This window comes from Glaciecola sp. 33A, assembly GCF_002836745.1.
In the GTDB taxonomy this organism is placed as follows: domain Bacteria; phylum Pseudomonadota; class Gammaproteobacteria; order Enterobacterales; family Alteromonadaceae; genus Glaciecola.
In genome coordinates this window covers 1-17508 of the sequence record NZ_PJAR01000039.1, presented here as the reverse complement: position 1 = coordinate 17508, position 17508 = coordinate 1, and the positions used below count along the sequence as shown (strand labels likewise).

At 40.3% G+C, this 17508-nt stretch carries 18 protein-coding genes, 1 pseudogene and 1 riboswitch; of the genes and pseudogenes, 11 read left to right on the top strand and 8 right to left on the bottom strand.

What is annotated here, in order from left to right:
* Positions 1–421: 421 nt before the first annotated feature.
* Entirely contained in the window at positions 422–997 is a 576-nt protein-coding gene (locus CXF81_RS20305; protein ID WP_101181157.1) for a PEP-CTERM sorting domain-containing protein, read from the bottom strand.
* 19 nt (positions 998–1016) lie between these two features.
* Positions 1017–1096: riboswitch (cyclic di-GMP riboswitch) on the bottom strand.
* A 182-nt stretch (positions 1097–1278) separates the two neighbouring features.
* Between CXF81_RS20305 and CXF81_RS09640 the strand changes: the two are divergent.
* The 3 genes and pseudogenes from CXF81_RS09640 to CXF81_RS19885 all read left to right on the top strand — a co-directional run.
* Positions 1279–1626: pseudogene (locus CXF81_RS09640) on the top strand (transposase); the annotation flags it as partial.
* A gap of 575 nt (positions 1627–2201) precedes the next feature.
* The gene (locus CXF81_RS20675; protein ID WP_101181259.1) at positions 2202–2366 is read left to right on the top strand and encodes a DUF2798 domain-containing protein; all 165 of its coding nucleotides are present in this window, start codon (positions 2202–2204) and stop codon (positions 2364–2366) included.
* A gap of 161 nt (positions 2367–2527) precedes the next feature.
* Positions 2528–2689: a hypothetical protein gene (locus tag CXF81_RS19885; RefSeq protein ID WP_157825543.1), complete on the top strand. Its 162-nt coding sequence runs from the start codon at positions 2528–2530 to the stop codon at positions 2687–2689.
* Positions 2690–2854: 165 nt separating this feature from the next.
* On the opposite strand, the gene CXF81_RS09630 is transcribed toward CXF81_RS19885, so the two are convergent.
* Positions 2855–3259 (bottom strand): biopolymer transporter ExbD, encoded by a 405-nt coding sequence (locus tag CXF81_RS09630; RefSeq protein WP_101181156.1) that lies wholly within the window; start codon positions 3257–3259, stop codon positions 2855–2857.
* Positions 3260–3443: 184 nt separating this feature from the next.
* Entirely contained in the window at positions 3444–4277 is an 834-nt protein-coding gene (locus tag CXF81_RS09625) for a CLCA_X family protein (RefSeq protein WP_101181155.1), read from the bottom strand.
* Between the two features lie 194 nt (positions 4278–4471).
* Between CXF81_RS09625 and CXF81_RS09620 the strand changes: the two genes are divergently transcribed.
* A complete protein-coding gene (locus CXF81_RS09620) occupies positions 4472–5779 on the top strand; it encodes a mechanosensitive ion channel family protein (protein ID WP_101181154.1) in 1308 nt (435 codons plus the stop codon).
* 70 nt (positions 5780–5849) lie between these two features.
* On the opposite strand, the gene fldB is transcribed toward CXF81_RS09620, so the two are convergent.
* Both fldB and CXF81_RS09610 read right to left on the bottom strand, forming a co-directional pair.
* On the bottom strand, positions 5850–6404 hold the full coding sequence (fldB, locus tag CXF81_RS09615; RefSeq protein WP_101181153.1) for a flavodoxin FldB: 555 nt from the start codon (positions 6402–6404) through the stop codon (positions 5850–5852).
* On the bottom strand, positions 6404–8419 hold the full coding sequence (locus CXF81_RS09610; RefSeq protein WP_101181152.1) for a hypothetical protein: 2016 nt from the start codon (positions 8417–8419) through the stop codon (positions 6404–6406). Before CXF81_RS09610 ends, fldB begins: the two co-directional genes overlap by 1 nt.
* 201 nt (positions 8420–8620) lie before the next feature.
* Between CXF81_RS09610 and CXF81_RS09605 the strand changes: the two genes are divergently transcribed.
* The 4 genes from CXF81_RS09605 (at position 8621) to CXF81_RS09590 (ending at position 12824) form a co-directional block, all read left to right on the top strand.
* Positions 8621–9778 carry a hypothetical protein gene (locus CXF81_RS09605; RefSeq protein ID WP_101181151.1) on the top strand — a complete coding sequence of 386 codons (1158 nt, stop codon included), beginning with the start codon at positions 8621–8623 and terminating at the stop codon, positions 9776–9778.
* A 237-nt stretch (positions 9779–10015) separates the two neighbouring features.
* Positions 10016–10405, top strand: coding sequence for a thiol-disulfide oxidoreductase DCC family protein (locus CXF81_RS09600; RefSeq protein ID WP_101181150.1), 390 nt, complete (start codon positions 10016–10018; stop codon positions 10403–10405).
* A gap of 58 nt (positions 10406–10463) precedes the next feature.
* Positions 10464–11249: an SDR family NAD(P)-dependent oxidoreductase gene (locus CXF81_RS09595; RefSeq protein ID WP_101181149.1), complete on the top strand. Its 786-nt coding sequence runs from the start codon at positions 10464–10466 to the stop codon at positions 11247–11249.
* 144 nt (positions 11250–11393) lie between these two features.
* Positions 11394–12824, top strand: coding sequence for a sodium-dependent transporter (locus CXF81_RS09590; RefSeq protein WP_101181258.1), 1431 nt, complete (start codon positions 11394–11396; stop codon positions 12822–12824).
* Positions 12825–13118: 294 nt separating this feature from the next.
* On the opposite strand, the gene CXF81_RS09585 is transcribed toward CXF81_RS09590, so the two are convergent.
* Positions 13119–13847, bottom strand: coding sequence for a glycosyltransferase (locus CXF81_RS09585; RefSeq protein ID WP_101181148.1), 729 nt, complete (start codon positions 13845–13847; stop codon positions 13119–13121).
* Positions 13848–14005: 158 nt separating this feature from the next.
* Positions 14006–14416 carry an aminotransferase class I/II-fold pyridoxal phosphate-dependent enzyme gene (locus CXF81_RS09580; RefSeq protein WP_198556371.1) on the bottom strand — a complete coding sequence of 137 codons (411 nt, stop codon included), beginning with the start codon at positions 14414–14416 and terminating at the stop codon, positions 14006–14008.
* Between the two features lie 810 nt (positions 14417–15226).
* Here CXF81_RS09580 and CXF81_RS09575 point away from each other — a divergent pair.
* Positions 15227–15451, top strand: coding sequence for a hypothetical protein (locus CXF81_RS09575; protein WP_101181147.1), 225 nt, complete (start codon positions 15227–15229; stop codon positions 15449–15451).
* Between the two features lie 36 nt (positions 15452–15487).
* Positions 15488–16126, top strand: coding sequence for a reverse transcriptase domain-containing protein (locus CXF81_RS09570; protein WP_157825542.1), 639 nt, complete (start codon positions 15488–15490; stop codon positions 16124–16126).
* Positions 16127–16199: 73 nt separating this feature from the next.
* Here the strand turns inward: CXF81_RS09570 and CXF81_RS09565 are convergent, their stop codons facing one another.
* Positions 16200–16751, bottom strand: a complete 552-nt coding sequence (locus CXF81_RS09565; protein WP_157825541.1) for a PEP-CTERM sorting domain-containing protein — start codon at positions 16749–16751, stop codon at positions 16200–16202.
* 471 nt (positions 16752–17222) lie between these two features.
* Between CXF81_RS09565 and CXF81_RS09560 the strand changes: the two genes are divergently transcribed.
* On the top strand, positions 17223–17462 hold the full coding sequence (locus CXF81_RS09560) for a hypothetical protein (RefSeq protein WP_101181144.1): 240 nt from the start codon (positions 17223–17225) through the stop codon (positions 17460–17462).
* Positions 17463–17508: the final 46 nt, after the last annotated feature.

Below are 17508 nucleotides of genomic sequence, written 5' to 3'. Positions count from 1 at the left end.
CATAATATTCTCCCGAGACCTTAATTTATCTTCAATATTAAAATGCAGTTGTTGCTGGCATCAATAGTGTTAAGTACGTATGTGTAATAGTAATGCTAGGTTTGTGCCAATACTTAAGTGATTGATTTTATGCATTTAATGTTACTTGGGTGTGGGTTTAAAGTGTCCGCGGACAAGGAAAGTGTCCGCAGTGGACACTTTTAAACAAGCGGTAAAAGGCGTTTTACAAGATGCTGTTTGTCATAGGGCCTATAACAGAGACTGGGTATGGAACAGACTACTCGCGGTGAGAAGGCTTACTTCGGTAGTTGACGTTTTGCACGGGCTGGTTTGTTGTTACCGCCGTTTTGTTAAGAAAAAGCCGGGGTTGTTAATACACCCGGCTGTCATTTAAAGCGTTGACTACGTCAATGCTACATACTTACTTGGCGCGACGTCGAGCGGCACCTAAACCTATTAAACTAAGGCCTAGCAAGGCCAGTGAACTTGGCTCTGGCACGTCATTGACAGTGAGTCGTGAGCCTTTGAAATAAAAGTCACCTTCAGTCACTTCCATAGAGTACTTAAGTTTGCCGTCCCACCATATATCAGTTAAAACCGCTATATCGCCCAATCCTCCGTCCCAAGTGAAGGAGTATATTTCTGAGTCAACAAAGAACGTTTCCCAAGAACCAAAACCTACCTCTACAGAGCCGAGATTGATATTCCAAGAGAACCAGCCTGTGTCATCAATATTGATATCGGCGGTTTCATGACCCCCATACCAACCATCCCATAAGTCGTCTACAAACCAAAACTCGAGAGTTGCATTAAACACAGGGTTGGATAACTTACGTGGATCAAACCCATCATCGGTGATGTCATGGGTGTTAGTGATAGTTTCACCAGCGCTTACTTTATCAGGGGCCCAAATAGTATCAATATAAGCGGCGTTTACTAAGCTGGAAATACTCAGTGTTGCAGTCAGTGCAGCAACTTTTAATAGTTTAGTAATCATAATAAATATCCCTTATCATTTATGGAACCCGGCTACCTGATTTACATTAGGTCCGTGGCTTTCCGTCCCATCTTCACAGAAGGTTTGGCATTTTTTTTATAAAACAAAGAGGTTCGGAATGAACTCTCTATACATGATTAGCATAAATCGGGCCAAAACAGTAAAATCGTTATTATTCAATATTTTACGTGTTATACTAATTTTTTTTAATCAGCTAGTGTAAATTATATTGACGGTTAAATAGTGACCAGGTCGGGTAGATATTTATACATAAGTACCAAAACTGTGGTGCTATTGGAATGGCCGAAAGTGCGGCATTTTTGGTAGATGATGTATTACCCCAGTAACTGGATTAAGATTACCCGATCCGCCAGTGGGTGTTGAGCCTGTCCATTCCACTTTGATTGCTTTTGGCGAGCTATCCCAATGAATCAATCTAAGTCATGGAAATTATTCACCGTGCCATATCCACGCACATTGTGAGTCTAGCTGGCTTTACAAATAAACAAGCGAAGACAGGTTCTGTCACTATTATTCAGCATTTTGGTAGTGCCCTAAATCTAAACATCCACTTCCACATGCTATTTTTAGAAGGCGCGATTAGGGCGAATAACTGGGGTGGAACCTAACGGCAATCTGAGAGCGTAAGTCACTTCATCTAAACGGGGAAAACATAGTCCGAAACTTGCAGGTAAAGAAGACAATCAGATAGATAACTAGCAGGTAATCTGACTCATCAAGCAAGGAGCATGAGCTGGCTAGCATGGACTGCACAGCACAGCACAGCAAAATTAGTGGCTGTTGAATAGGTCAGGTATGTCGTTTATCCTACTTATACTCACATGTAACTATTGACCTGTTGTTGGGTAATGGTTTTCCAGTCGTATCTTTCTCTTGTGAAATAGACATAACTGAGTGTACCAAAACCGGCCATCTTAATCGTCGGGTCCGTCAAGCTAATTATCGTCTAATAATTTACACCTATGGTCTTTAGTCCTTGAAAGCAACTCGATTTTGTCTGAGTTATCAATAGAGAGATTGTATTCGCCTTATGTTGATGATTGTGTCGTACTTCTCCATAGGGTTAACATTCCTTCCGGCACAATTATGCTATCTCCTGCCAATCGTTGGCACGAATTGATGGTCATTTATCAAGGGATTTTTCAGCAAACAGCGGATTCTTGCGCCAAAGGCTCAGTAAGCTATAAAAGAGCCGTCACTATTCTTCATCGAAACATTAACTGACGTTGATGTTTATAAGTGCAATATATCTTTTGTCATAAGTGCTTTTAACATAGGTATAGTTACAAATATCATTTCTATTTGGTTTAAAGCTTGGGTTTGGGCTTTTGCTTCTCACTCCAACTAGATCAGGCTTTGATCCTATTTATAAAAAAGTCTCTTCTCTACCAAAAGCTTGATGATTTTTTAGAAAATATTAAAAAACTCATAACCAATTTTTTTATAATGATTAAATAGAAAAGTTATAAAGAATAATTTGATATATAGCTAAATTAAGCAACAACCTAAATGTCAGTAAATGATGAGGTAACATCCGAATTGTGGAATGTGCGTGGAATTATGAACGCTGATATTGATGAAATAGCCGATATCGTAGTATTTTTGTGTTCAGAAGCCAGTTATCTATTCGTTAAAAATGACAAACTCAAAAAAATGCAGTTAAGTTGCTGAATAACTAATCTTACTATTTGACTTTATAACTTATTAGTTGAATCTAGTTGTTTCAACTTATTGTATTTGTAAAATCAATAAAAAAAGGGACCTAAATTTAGATCCCGAATTTCGTATCGACCCAACATTGAGCCGCGTTCTTACAATTTATACAGTAACTTACAATTAATCTTCTTTAACTAACACCGATATTTTCGAAATACCAGCCAATTTGACCTGATCCATTACGCTTACAACAACCCCATGTTCGGTGTCTTCATCCGCTTGTATAGCAGCACTGTCAGTATCATTATTTGCTAAGTAAGTTTGCGCATTTGCAACTACTCGACGAATATCGACAATACGACCTGCCATAAGAATTTGACCAGATGCATCAATTCTAATAGACAATGATTTACTCGGTGGGTTTGGCGTATCGCTCTTCGGTGGACGTGTTGGAGTCAACCCTTTCTCAGATGAGAATGTCGTCGTTACGATGAAGAATATCAACATAATAAACACGATGTCCAACATTGGCGTCATGTCTACTGCTGCGTCGTCATCACCGGATGTATGTTTTTTTCTTTTCATCTTTACATTCAGTCCTTCTAATTCTGCTCTATAGCGAGTCTTTATAGTATAATGGCTTAATAGAAAAAGCATAGAGTTTTGTAAACGAATTTAACAAAAAATGTGCGTTTACTCTGTCAATTACTTTGAATATCAAGGCTAGCCCCGCGAAAATGAGCATTTTTTTGATTTTCTTATGACAAGACTACTCGTCAGGCGGACTATGATCAAGGGCTTTACCCAACCAATTGAAATAAGTTGCCATTTGAGCTGCTATATTGCTTAGTTGTTCTCCATTAGGATAAATACCTAACTTAGCTTCTGCACTTTGTTTAGTCCCTTGTACTAAAAACGCATTTTTAATCGAGTGATCCTGAATACAGGCTTCAAAAGCTCTTGCGGCGACCTCTTGTGGCCGTGCGTAGTAAAAACTTTTTAATTGATGATCAACAAAAACACTCTTTTGCATCAATTCACTCGGTTCAGCGCCATTGTTTTGTAAAAAAATATGTTTGAAACAAAGCGCCAACTGATTGTTCAACGCATGCCTATTTAACGGCGCGTTTTCGTTTAGCCAAATTTCTGAAGCGAAAAGATTACTCCCAGACACCGCAAACATTTTACTTGCAATGTAATGGTCAAAGGCGTGAAACCATTCGTGAGCTAAGGCGCCAGCACCTGCATTCTTGGCAAGAGATAGTTGTTTTTTTGCACTATTGTAATGTGCACTCGCGTGTTTTTGTCCGCCAACCCCAAATCCTAGTGATAAAGTACCATTTAGAGAAATCACATTTTCAGGCACTTGCAATATATCCATTAGATCGCACAGGGCATCAAAAAACAGATTTGCCGCTATCCTTTTTTCTTCTTGCGTTACCCATTTACCAATTTCAATTGAGCGGAATCGGAATAAGCGCAATATGTCTTGAAAGTTAACATCGGCTCCCCCTCGATGCTCGTCACCATTTCGATAGAATTGATTATAAAGTCTACCTTTCTTATTTTTTTTCTCGCCTTGTTGTGATTTAGTTTGATTCATTAGCTTCAATTTTCACTGGGTATCCATGGCGTTTATCTTTATACTTAAGGACTTACGAAGGTTATCATTTTTTAATTTTTAATTCTGATGCCAAATGTAAAAATATATTGGCATCACTTTGCTCTTGTGTAAGCATGCCTGAAAAAGCTCTGTTCTGGTATCGTTTCGGGCAATTTTGTAAAGGAAGTCTAGCTATGGATTACTCGTCAGTTTTAACCTTCATTAATGGCAATTATCAAAAAGGATTTGAACTGCTATCGAGCACACAAACTTACGTGCAGTTAGCGATGCTTATTATTATTTACACTGTTGCATTTGTGATTGCGTATAAAGTGCGCCATAGCGTTGCGACACTGCGCAATGAACCTGATGAACAAGCGCATCCAATACGCAAATTTGCATTTAGAATTGGTGGTGTGTTATTTCCACTTATTGCTATTTTTCTGTTACAAATTTCGCGTAAAACGGTTGAAAACTTTGAATATTCACAGTGGGTAATACAAGTGGCGTTGTCTCTCGCGATATTGTTGTTCTTCAACTCTATTATTCGTGCCTTCGTTACCCATTATTACGCCGCATCTTTATTTAGGTGGGTTGGTTTACCTATTCTGTTTTTGCATTTGGTCGGGCTATTGCCATCTATAATAAGCGCCTTGGAAGAAATATCAATCAAGGTCGGTAATGTCGATATTTCTGCCTACGGCGTTGCAAGAGTTCTCGTTTTCGGTGGTTTTCTATTCTGGCTGGGTCGCGTATCAAGTAGTTTTGGCAAGGCTGTCATTAAGCGTCAAGAGAGTTTGGATATACCGACTAAAGAGGTGTTTTCGAAGTTATTCGAAGTCACGTTATTCTGTATTATTATATTGCTTTTATTAAATGTAATGGGCATCAACCTGACAACGCTTGCGGTTTTCGGTGGCGCAGTCGGTGTCGGCATTGGTTTAGGCTTGCAGTCTATCGCTTCTAACTTCATATCGGGTATTATAATTCTTCTCGATCGCTCCTTAACTGTTGGTGATTTTGTTGAATTAGGCGATGGTCAAAAAGGCTTCGTACGCGAATTTAGAATGCGCTATGCAGTAATTGAAACCTATGATGGCAAAGACATTCTTGTACCCAATGAAAAATTTATTTCAGACCTTTTAGTTAACTGGACACATAAAGATCCTAAGCAACGTTATCGTGTCGACTTTTCGGTGCCCTATGCAACAGATGTGCGCAGTATGGTTGAACTTATAAAAATCGCGGTTTGTAAGCATCCACAAGTTATCAGCGGTGAAGGGGTGCCTTTTGAAGAACGCCCTGATTGCGAAATAGATAGTTTTGGCGATTCAGGTGTCAACATGTTCGTGGAGTTTTGGATGTTAGGTGTTGATGATGGTAAAAATCGTGTTGGCGGTGACTTAATGCTCATCATTCTTGAAACACTGAAAGAAAATGGTATCGAGATCCCATTCCCTCAACGTGAAGTTAGAATTCTTAATCCGCAGCAGCAAACATAACCTTGCTGCGCCTAATTTGAAAAGTAAAACAACGGAATAAATGGATTAATGCTTGTCTTGCTCAGCGAGCTTAGGCTTGAGTCCACTCTTCAATAATCTGAGAACACCACTGTTTTACGCGCGCATCAGTTAGATCATACTGATTTTCATCATCTAACGATAAACCAACAAAAAAGTCACCATCCTCAGTTAGCGCTTTGGACGCAGTAAACTCATAGCCTTGATTGGGCCAATAACCGATAATATCACAATCCAATACTATTAATTCATCATGTAACATGCCCAAGGCGTCTTGAAACCAATCGGCGTAGCCGAGTTGGTCACCTAAGCCGAAAATAGCGACAGTCTTGCTTGCCAGATTCAGTGTTTTTATATCATCCCAAGTTGATTCCCAGTCTTCTTGTAATTCACCAAAATCCCAGGTTGAAATGCCATATAGCACCAGATCATACTGGGTTGATTTTTCCAGAGTATGTTCTTTAATGTCAAACATGTTTATCGTGGCTTGGATCCCTTGCTCGCGGGTCATAGCCTCCAATTCAGATTGTATTTTCTCACTCGCCATTTCTGTATAGCAGGTTGTAGAACCATAAAAAATGGCAATTTGTTTTGTTGCTAAATTCATTACTCTGTTTCAGCCTTCGTAAGTGATTCTGCTTCTAGCGTTGCTGGTGTTTTAAATCGGCTCTTGGTTTTTGAAAAGCTGATATAGCTACCATCGCTGCATAACAGAGCGCAGTCTACCTGACTTGCATCATCATTCAAGGTTAGCACTCCAATATTGCAATTATTGACCAACGTACCGCTGTGATCAATCGGTTCTCGTTGCCTAACAGACATGTTCCGACGCTTTGTTAACCAGTTGAGAGGCGAGCGATGACCATAAAGCCATCTATTTAAGCGGTCAAACCACCTTAGCAGGCTTGGCGGAAATTCGTTATGTAATCCACTACTGGTGAATTGGGTAATGTGCGGACTGTTTCGGCGAAAACGCAAGCTCACATCATAAACAAAGGAATAGTGAACATCCCCCGATAAAATAATAAAGTTTGGTGGGGTTTTAATATGTCTGAATATATTCAGCATCACACTGGCGGTGCCTCTATGCGCCATCCAATTTTCCGCATCCACGACTAATGCACCACCAAAAATAGTAAATACCTTTTGTATCGTTTCTATAAACTTTACTCCGTACACCGGTGCTGGCGAAACCATAATAACTGATTCTTTGCCGATGATAGCCTGCTGTAGTTCACACAAGGCTTCCCAGTCCATCAGCCCGGACGGCTTGTTAAGCGATGACTCGGAGCGCCAACGCTGCGTTCTGGTGTCGAGCACATGCACTGGAGGTTGTGTTGTTAGTTCATAATGCCATTGGTCAAACGCAAATAAGGTGTCGATAAGTTCGCTATGCGAAGCTCCATAAATCGCAAGATTGCTGGTCCCGAGGGCGTCTTCAGTAAAGGCGGCTATTGAGAATACGTTACTGAATTCACTAAATAAAGACCTCAGTTTTGCTCTAGGGTTACCGCAACCTTGGCATAAAAAGTAGGCAGTAATAGCGTTACCAATGATTCGCTTTGAAAAAGGATGTCCATAAATTTGTTGTTCCCAGCCTCGGGTCAGATTCCAATCGTCGGTAACATCATGATCATCGAACATCATGTAGCTTGGTACGTGAGCAAGCGCTCGATGAACTTTCGCCAAGCCCTCTTGAAATGACTCTATATTGTGTTTTTCTTGGTCGTAAGTCGCTTGTTTATCCTGGTTTAACCCTGACTTGTTCAAATCAACAAATTGCCAGAGTAATGGCGACCAAGTCAACAAGTACATTGCTAACATCTCGGACAGTGCTATAAGATGATTCTTAGCATTTACTGAGGTAAAAATGGGTTTGCGCTTTGCGGCGAAAAACGCCTTAGTTAGCTTATCATTAGCCTCAACAGCGGGTAATAACAATTCCCTTTGGTAAAAACTATGTTCATGCGACATCAGTGTTATTAAATCATCAACAGTGGCACCTTCGAATCGCTCGTTGTGCAGTCCCAGCAATAAGATGACTTGATGAATCGCGTGTAACATAGGCCCTGCGACATCATCAACATATACTTGGTCTCCAGTCATTAACATTAAATCGGGGCGGTTTATGCTCGTTGTCTCGCTAGTTTTCGACGCATTAACTTTATTCGCTAACTCATCTGCGACTAAATTATCGAGTTGTGGTAATGCATCTCGACCATGGAAATGGGGCTTGCGGCAAGAACCTTGTGTGACTTTGGTCAAATGTTGATTAAATCGAAAGTTGGGTCGTTGATACCCTTCATACACCAAGTGAGGTATATCCTTTAAAATACTGGTCAGATCATCTAATAAATCATAATGATATAACGCACCAGATTGAATTAATGGTTTTTTGGTAGTTGCTTCCAAGCTAATTAACTGGATGAATGCGCGCTGCCCGACACAAAACGTTTCCTGGGTCGCTTTCGCATTTTGCAATTCGATTACCTTGTTATGCGCATCAGCTAACAATGGTTTTATATCAATAGCGGCGGAAGTAACCAGCCACCAAACAATACGCTGATTATCAGTGTGACGTAAAATAGGACCTGCGATGACTGTGGGGAGTAATTTTGTCAAGTTTCTCGTGTTCCCTTGCGTCGGCCAGTACCGTGACCTTTGAGAATATAATAGTATTGATCATTTTTAATAAAGGTAGTCTATACAAACCAGATTAACACTACACATTACGTAAATTATGGTAAATAAGTTTGCATGCAGCATGTATACTTTGTGCGCGCTGTGTATTCATCAACAAAAATATAATTAAAAGGACAGTCAATGAAAAAGCGAATGACGATAGTTGTTGTCTCGATAATTATAACTTTCTGTGTTGCTTGCGTGCCAGAAAAAATCGAAGCTACCTCTGCGGTGAATCCTCCTGCTATGACTATTACGCCCTTATTAGGTAGCTGGATTCTTGATCTTGATGGTGACGTGATGTTAAACCCGCAAACCTCAGGATTGAAATACGACAACGGATATTTGTACTCATTATCCGATGCAAGTGCAGATATAAGCCAAGTATTAAGACTGCACCAAATTTCGATGAAAGATAGCCGAGTAGTTAACAAATTTGGACCAAGCGTATTTAGTGAACGGGTTAAGCGCAGTTGTTTTTTTGACTATCTGGTTAACAAACCTGATTACGAAGGGCTTGCACCGATTGCAGGTGAAGACGGGGCTTGGATATTTGTGACTGAGGATGCGAGCCGTTCAGAGCAGCTTAGCGAAACATGTCAGCAACAATATGCAAAAACTGGCTCTACGGCCTTTCCGACGCTACTGGTGCGCTTGCAACTTATGGATAAAAAATTAGAAGTAACGCATGTGCGTCCAGTTCAATTTCCGGCAGCAGCCGAAGTCGGTGATTTCCCAAATGATGGCATAGAAGGGTTAACATTTACCAAGGATAAACGATTATTATTGGGATTAGAAAGAGACGCCAATAAACAACCAAGAGTCTTTGAAATAAGTGTAGATGATAGTTTTTGGCAAGAGTCAGGTTTCGCTCAAGTGCGTGACAGCCAACTATTGTTACCTAGTTTTGAGCAAGGTAACCATCCTATCAACGGGATGGATGTGTTCTATCCGACATCCAGTAGCCACGGTTATTTGTTAGCAGTAGCGCGCAACGATAATGAACTGTGGATTATAGACTTAGCTAAACAGAAGCCAACTAAACGTATAAAGCTCGCATTTTCTGCACCTTCGAATATGACTCAAAATACAAATGAAAAGGTATGTGAAGCTACTCATTTAATGAATAATGCTTCAATTGAGGGCGTGACTGTTGTGAATGATTATGTATGGATGGTCAATGACCCGTGGAAAATGAATTATCGTAAAAACGTTGTGTGCCCAATGGATAAATATCGATATCAGAAAATGGCGCCATTGCTGTTTAAAATAAAAATTGATGATAGTTGGTTTGACTAGGACAGCAAGTTTACAAAACAGTTGTTACACCTTCAACGGTATTAAGCGCTAATTCTACGCATCAAAAAGATCCTCCACCCAATGTGATGGTTTGTGAATTGATTATTTATGCTATTGCGTGCGTATTTCATGTCGTGGGTAAATTAAGTGCGATTATCTAGCCAGACCAAATCTCAAGTCATCTATTCCTAACTAATTTACGTACAAGGATTATAGAGTTAAACAAACGAGGCTAGCATGGCATTTACGCTCTTTTATGATGGATTATGTCCATTGTGCGAAAAAGAAATGACTCATCTGATAAAGCGTGACAAAGACAAGAATATTATCTTTGAGGATATTTCCTTACCGGATTTTCCACAGCGTTATCCCAAATTATGTTTGCAGGAACTGAACGCGCGTATCCACGGTCAATTAGATGACGGCACCATGATCACTGGACTTGATGTTACGCACAAAGCATGGAGTTTGGTGGGTGTTAGTTGGTTATATGCGCCGCTTCGCTGGCCGGTGATCAGGTGGTTCGCGGATAAACTTTACTTGGTGTTTGCTAAACATAGATACAAAATTTCATATTGGTTGACAGGAAAAAAAAGATGCGAGAGTAATCGCTGCAATTTAAAATAATAGCGCAGTGGTAAACGTGTCAACGAATAACATTATCGAACAGAATTGAAGGATTAGCATGCAACAAACAGGAAGCGAAAAAAAATATGCACTTATTATCGGCGCAAATGGCGGGATTGGCAGAGAAGTGGTTAATCAGTTAAGTGCCCAGCAACAATTTGACGTGATTTTTACGCTGTCTCGCAGCGAAGCATCTTACACCCTCAATACTACAACAACTGCAGCGCAGGTTATCCACAAAGTCATGGATACAGCAAATGAAGTTGCTGTAAAAAGCTTCGTCAGTGAGTTAAAAGAGCAGGGGATCAAACTCAGCTTAGTTATCTGCACCACCGGGATATTGCATCAACAGTCAATCTCAGCAGGTACTGACGATGTTGTGACATTAAAACCAGAAAAACGCTTGGAAGATATCCATGAAAGACAACTCATCGAATACTTTCGGGTTAACAGTATTTTGCCTGCAATTTGGCTACAAAACTTAGCCAATGTTGTTAATAAACAAGGAGCAAAAATTGTCTTCTTTAGTGCACGGGTTGGCAGTATTAGTGAAAACGCGTTAGGTGGTTGGTATGGATATAGAGCATCTAAGGCCGCGCTGAATATGCTAGTGAAAACGGCTGCTGTTGAATATAAACGTCGAGCTCCCAACACGAGTTTGCTTTGCTATCACCCGGGAACTGTGGATACTGGTTTGTCCAAACCGTTCCAAGCAAATGTAAAACCTGGTAAATTATTTACACCCGAGTTCACCGTTAGTCAACTTTTGAGCATATGCAAAAATCTACATTCAGAAGAAAGCCCATTTTATTTAGATTGGAAGGGTGAAACTATCCCCTGGTAATTGATTGCACGGAACGTGATGTATTTACAATAGCCGGTTTTGACCGGCTATTTTTATTGCGTTAAGCTCAAGACTTTTTGTAAATACACTGTTAATATCTGCCGCTAAACATCATAAAAACAAAAATAAAAAGAAGGATTAATGATGAGTGGTTCAAGAGAGCAATTTGGCTCAAAACTCGGTTTTATTCTTGCTGCGGCAGGCTCTGCGGTTGGTATTGGTAACCTTGTTGGTTTTCCTGTTGGTGCTGCTAAAAACGGTGGTGGTGCTTTTCTGTTAATGTATGCCATTTTTGTGGTTTTCATCTGTCTCCCTGTTATGCTTGCCGAAATGTCGGTTGGTAGAAATAGTCAAAAAGATCCACTAGGGGCTTATTCTTTACTGTCTAACCGCTCAGGTGGATGGCGCATAGCCGGCTGGTTGTCGGTAATTACGCCTTTCATGATTGCGGTTTTTTACCTGGTGATTACCGTATGGATCTTCGGTTACTTGCTGCAATCAATGATCGGAAACCTAGACGAGTTAGCTAATGCGGACACCTTTGGCGCATTTATTAGCGGCAATAGTATCTTTATTTACATGATTGGCGTGCTGTTGGTAGTTTATCTCATCTTACAAGGAGGGGTTAAACAAGGTATCGAAAAAGCGGCTAAAATCCTCATGCCTGCACTCTTTTTTATGTTGATAGTACTGGTTATTTTCGTTCTAACGCGCGACAACGCAATGGCAGGTGTTGAATTTTACTTGATACCTGATTTCTCTAAAATTGATGCTTCAGTTGTTAATGGTGCGCTATCTCAAGCTTTTTTCTCGCTGTCTTTAGGAATGGGGATTATGATTACCTATGGTAGTTATATCGACAGCAAAGCTGATGTGCCGACGTCTGCGAAGTTGGTTGCATTGACCGACACTGCCGTCGCTTTTACCGCCGGCTTAATGATACTGCCCGCAATCTTCTCGTTTAATCCAGATATTAATCCGGAAGATCTAAGTGAGTCGTCGGTAAGCATGATCTTCTCATATCTACCGCAAATATTTTTAGAATTACAAACCAGTATCGGTTATATAGGAGCGAGCACGGTTGCTAGTGTTTTCTTTTTGTTAGTATTTTTTGCCGCAATTACCTCATTGGTCTCTATTTTTGAAGTTCCCGTTGCATCGCTAATGAGTGAGCAGGGTTTTGCAAGAAAACCATCGCTCCTTATTTGTGGTTCGTTGTTGATCATATTTTCAGTAATGTGTGCTCTGTCGTTTGGCCATTCTGAGTTTTTTACCAACTTCATTACCTATGCAGGTAACGATAACTCGTTTTTCACGGTAGTTTACGACGTGTTCTACGACACAATATTGCCCTTAAATGGGTTCTTGATCTGTATTTTTGTTATGTACCGTTGGAAAAAGCATAACTTTAATGCAGAGCTCGACAAAGGTGCACCGAAGTTCAAAAAGAGCTTATTTGAGCGCTATGTAAACCTCTCGGTAGGCACTTTCATTCCGGTCATCTTATTAGTTATTTTTGTTAATACGGTGGCAGTAAAATACTTTGGCGTGTCCTTGCTGACTGAGCTTTTTTAATCTAAAACGCGGCTTTTAATCTGTATATAGCAGAGTAAAAAAGTGTCAGAAAACCTGAACAATAGCACTTAAGGTTCAGGTTTTTTGATGTGCGAACGCATCTAAATAACCACTGATACTGACTGGCAAGCGCAAACGGCGCAATTGTATTAAAGTATCAGACTATACGTATCGAGCATGCCGCTGAATTCGTAGCTTCACATCAATACACGGATCTAGTTTTTTGGAGACGCATTACCGCTGTGCACCGCTGTTGCTGATGGCATATCTACCAAGCTATAGGGAACTAACGTGTTATTTTTTATTTTTTATTTCTGGGCGCTTATACCATAAATCGCAAAATCGTTTACTGCGCACCAGCCATGGACAAAATATCATTGGAAGGACCTGCCAAAATAATTGCCACGGACTAAACCATTCCATTTTTCTGGCTGATGTTTGTATTGGTATCGACACTATTATAAATTTCTGATGGCGTTTGCGGGCTAACTTTTTTAGTTTTCGACCAAACCAGATTTCTTCACTAGCATAAATTTTTTCGTTAAAGCCGCCAACGTCTATGAAGTCTTTTTTATGGCAAAAAATATAAGCTCCGCAAGCGACTTTCATTTTTCTGGTAAATACATTCCACCATTTGCTTAACCTTTTAGTGTGCAAGTCAGCGTTAATAAATTCTACAAGTGCTCCACCTGCGCAAACATCCCCAGAAGCCATTAAGTCCAAACTCTTTTCAATCAGTTCGCGACTTATAATCGTGTCTGCATCTATAAAAATAAGGTATTTACCTCTAGCCGCTCTTGCGGCAACATTGCGACTTCTTGAAATTTGCTGAAAAGATTCAAAAACCACCTTAGCCCCATATTCACAAGCAATCTCTGCTGTTCGGTCGGTAGAATTATTGTTTGTAACAACAACCTCACCAGAGTAACGAGCAATACCTGCCATTGCTTTATTAATTGCTTCCAACGTTTTAGGCAACAGTTCTTCTTCATTGTAAGCAGGAATAATGATGGAATAGTGCATAAATTGATAAACCTTTTTGAATAGATCGTTGTGTATATAAAAGCCATGCCTCAGAAAAAGACCGAGGTCATGGAAGCAAACATCAGCGACAGATCGATTTTCGTTTTTTCAACGAACACCCATTCTTAATATGACTGATCTGCAGGGATTTGGACAATCTACCTTATTAGATGTTTAGAACCTATGGAACTCAATTTGGCAATTGCTTTTTCTCGATTTCCTAAAGTTGGATGGTTAAAATTCAAACGCATAAAATGAGTGAAGTTTGGTGCAAGACTAAATAAGGCTCCAGGCGCTATTATAATTTTTTGAGTTGCGGCAGCATTGTATAAATCACCCGTATTTATTGTTGAATCAAGTTCCAAGTAAACAGTTAGACCACCATTAGGTATGGTAACCTTAAGTTCATTTTTCCAATCTTTGTTAAGTGCTTGCACAAGCTGATCTCTTTGCACTAACAAGGTGCCTGTTTTATAAGTAAGGTGCCTTTTGTAGTCTCTATCTTGCATAAACCTAGCAAGCGCTGCTTGCATTGCCTGACTAAAAGCGAGGTTACTCAGCAACTTCATCTATACTGTCCTGTAAACTTATACTGGCCAATTAATGACCTTCGAACAATTTTTATAACAGCCATAAAAGCCGTTCGCTTCGCTAGTTATGAATTTCAGAAAAATAAGCACATGCCTAATCTATGCAACAGAGTAGGTTTGAGCGAGTAAACAACGGTAACATACATACTGGCGATATCATCGAATATACTTGAAGCTGCAAATAGATATTTTTATCGTGTCAACGCTAGTGAAATAGACTATTCGTTGCAAAAAAATCAAACCGTAAGGAGCATTTGCTAGTTTTTATTTAGTGTTGTCGGCTGTGACCATATCTCTTTAAATTATTTCATTGTGACCAGATTGCGACCATTTGGGACACTTGGGCTACCTTGTTGTCATTATCAAAAATAGTGAAATTACAAAGCGATTTTTTCTACCCGAGTGCTTAGCAACGCGATTGTCAGTGCTTTAGTAACTATGCAAGTTAATTAAAGTTTCAAACTCACACTAACATTATGAAACCGCTTTCAAGTGGTTTTGGTTTTATGATTTGTTTGGTTAGCTAAATCATTCTTAACAACTATAAAGCACGATTAAACAATTGACAGAAAGTGCTGCTTAAGGAGACGGCCAGATTCTTTTTGATCATTCCCGCTCTAATCTTATTGCGGATCGTCGAGCATGTATCTCTGACGGTCGGCTCTACGGCAAAACCTGCCGTTCGCCGTTCAAATTTGTACGGGAAGAATCCGCCAACACCAGTCATTCAGCTTTTCTAAAAACAACCTAAGTTTGTTCACTTACCAGCCATTCAGCTATGCTTAAGCCATGCTAGATGCCAAACATGTTTTCACCGAAGTCACTCTCGATACCGCTTATTTATGGCTGTGTAAGCAGCGACGTAACTTTCCCGCCAATGCCGACATTTGGCATCTGCGTTTTCACTGGCATACGGTTCGTGGTGAGCTGCTGCAAACACTCAACAAACAAGATTACACCTTCCTGCCACTGAGCGTGGTCTCCAAAGCCGATGGTGAAACCCTTCATTTGTAGTCATCACAAGATGCATTGGTATTAAAGATGTTAGCAATGGCCTTACCAGATGCATTGGCATTATCGCCACATTGCACTCATATCAAAGGGCATGGAGGTTTAAAAACCACCGTGAGTGCCTTGTATGCGGCCCTGCCTGATTATCGCTACGTGATGAAAACCGATGTGAAGCGCTATTATGAGTCGATAGACCATACGATATTGCTCAAGCAACTGGATGAAGACATTACCGACCCGTTTATTTGGCACTTGTTAGTGCAATTTGTAAAACGCAGCGTTGAAAGGGGCGGTACGTTTAAGTCCATTACTTGTGGTATATCGCGAGGTTGCCCCTTATCACCGGTAATCGCAGCTTACTACTTAACATCCTTAGATAAACAGATGGAAGGTGACCCACGCTATTTTTATCGCAGGTACATGGATGATGTGATTGAATTAGCCAAAACTCGCTGGCACCTTCGCAAAGCGGTGAGGACAGTCAATCAACACTTTCATCAATTAAAAGTGGAGCAAGCGCCGGATAAGACCTTTATTGGTAAAATCAGTCGGGGCTGGGATTTTCTCGGTTATCATTTTGATGGCAAACAATTAACCGTCGCAGCAAAGACGGTAGAAAAACACGTTTTACACTACAGGCAGCTTTATGAGCAACTAAGAAAGAAAAAAGCCACCTAAGATGAGATGGCTTTGGTCTTAGGTTGGTATGTGAAACGTTGGCAGCAATGGGCTGCCGCAGGATTGCAAGGGTTTAAGATCGACGTCTACGCGCAAATCCGATACCCGCGAGTCCTAACGCAAATAGGGCGATGACTGAAGGTTCTGGGACAACAATATCTCGCACCATCGCATAACCGTGTAAATCGTTGCCACCTCCGCCACCGTAATTGCCGGGTTGATAACCAAACAATATATGCTTGCCTTCAACATTTACTCCAAACAAACCCGTACCGGCAACTGCAACGTAACTCCTAGAGTCGGGTACCGTGAACTTAAACTCACTAGCAAATTCGTCAATCCTAATCTTTAATAAGTCTCTGCTAAATGAACAATTACAAGGGTCTGAAAACACTTCGCCAAACCAACCTACCATTAACGTATATGCTTGATCCGAAGTTGCCAAACGAAAACCATACGATGACCATGTAGAAAGCGCGGTGGACGAACTCATACCGTCGGTGAAACTGAAATGTAACCATTCCAAACTACCGTCATCGTAAACATCTGATGAATTTATTATTGGCGATGCATTAACCTGGAACCCTGCAAATAAAAACATAAGGGGTAGTAACTTCTTTAACATAAATATATTCCTAAAAGTTATATGTGAGCTCCCACAAGTGTCCCGCGCCTGAGACATTTATGAGGAAGAATATTCGTCCTAAAACATTCTAAAATAGTTACGTAGACACGTATTACAATTCACTACTTAAAGTCATTTGGCAATATTTATAATGTGTAGATGTAAATTGTTTAGCCTACTTAGAACTATTTTATTTATTCCTGAGGTAAGGACTTCAGATTAAGAAAGACACAGCACAGAGGGTGCTTAAGAATAACGGATCGGAAGAGGCTATTGCCTACCCAACAGAATAGCAAAATTCATGCCGTAAAATTTAATTGATTAAAAACAGTACCTTACATAAAAATGGTTAATTAAAAAAATCAATTGTGTAAAGAAAACTAACACAATAATCACTAAGTAATAGAATTAGTTATCACACCTTATATCAAAAAATGTGACTTCTACGCAGGTTACAGCATTAAATAGGCGATGAATCATCAATTTCAAGGGAATATTCCAGAGTTAAATTATGTAAAGGAACCTGACAGTGCGTCGCTCAAAGCATACATACTCAAAATCAAGGGGGGCACAGCTCTTGAAAAGGCGTCGATTGATAGTCCGCTAACGCGGTGTGACCTTGCTATATTGTACCGCCTAGACGTATGTCCGGCGATTACGCTCACAGCAGACATCAGTGCAAAGAAAGCTAACAGTCCGCTATCACAGTAAACCAGTGTTAGCCGCAAAAGTTTGCGACCGTCTCTTGATCGCTCTT

What these genes read in the sequence shown, in the direction of transcription:
- CXF81_RS09630 (WP_101181156.1), bottom strand. Translation starts at nt 3,259, where the DNA reads ATGAAAAGAAAAAAACATACATCCGGTGATGACGACGCAGCAGTAGAC.
- CXF81_RS09560 (WP_101181144.1), top strand. Translation starts at nt 17,223, where the DNA reads ATGAATCATCAATTTCAAGGGAATATTCCAGAGTTAAATTATGTAAAG.
- CXF81_RS09580 (WP_198556371.1), bottom strand. Translation starts at nt 14,416, where the DNA reads ATGAAGTTGCTGAGTAACCTCGCTTTTAGTCAGGCAATGCAAGCAGCG.
- CXF81_RS09605 (WP_101181151.1), top strand. Translation starts at nt 8,621, where the DNA reads ATGAAAAAGCGAATGACGATAGTTGTTGTCTCGATAATTATAACTTTC.
- CXF81_RS09595 (WP_101181149.1), top strand. Translation starts at nt 10,464, where the DNA reads ATGCAACAAACAGGAAGCGAAAAAAAATATGCACTTATTATCGGCGCA.
- CXF81_RS19885 (WP_157825543.1), top strand. Translation starts at nt 2,528, where the DNA reads ATGTCAGTAAATGATGAGGTAACATCCGAATTGTGGAATGTGCGTGGA.
- CXF81_RS20305 (WP_101181157.1), bottom strand. Translation starts at nt 997, where the DNA reads ATGATTACTAAACTATTAAAAGTTGCTGCACTGACTGCAACACTGAGT.
- CXF81_RS09570 (WP_157825542.1), top strand. Translation starts at nt 15,488, where the DNA reads ATGGCCTTACCAGATGCATTGGCATTATCGCCACATTGCACTCATATC.
- CXF81_RS09565 (WP_157825541.1), bottom strand. Translation starts at nt 16,751, where the DNA reads ATGTTAAAGAAGTTACTACCCCTTATGTTTTTATTTGCAGGGTTCCAG.
- CXF81_RS09590 (WP_101181258.1), top strand. Translation starts at nt 11,394, where the DNA reads ATGAGTGGTTCAAGAGAGCAATTTGGCTCAAAACTCGGTTTTATTCTT.
- CXF81_RS09625 (WP_101181155.1), bottom strand. Translation starts at nt 4,277, where the DNA reads ATGAATCAAACTAAATCACAACAAGGCGAGAAAAAAAATAAGAAAGGT.
- CXF81_RS09600 (WP_101181150.1), top strand. Translation starts at nt 10,016, where the DNA reads ATGGCATTTACGCTCTTTTATGATGGATTATGTCCATTGTGCGAAAAA.
- fldB (WP_101181153.1), bottom strand. Translation starts at nt 6,404, where the DNA reads ATGAATTTAGCAACAAAACAAATTGCCATTTTTTATGGTTCTACAACC.
- CXF81_RS09575 (WP_101181147.1), top strand. Translation starts at nt 15,227, where the DNA reads ATGCTAGATGCCAAACATGTTTTCACCGAAGTCACTCTCGATACCGCT.
- CXF81_RS09620 (WP_101181154.1), top strand. Translation starts at nt 4,472, where the DNA reads ATGGATTACTCGTCAGTTTTAACCTTCATTAATGGCAATTATCAAAAA.
- CXF81_RS09585 (WP_101181148.1), bottom strand. Translation starts at nt 13,847, where the DNA reads ATGCACTATTCCATCATTATTCCTGCTTACAATGAAGAAGAACTGTTG.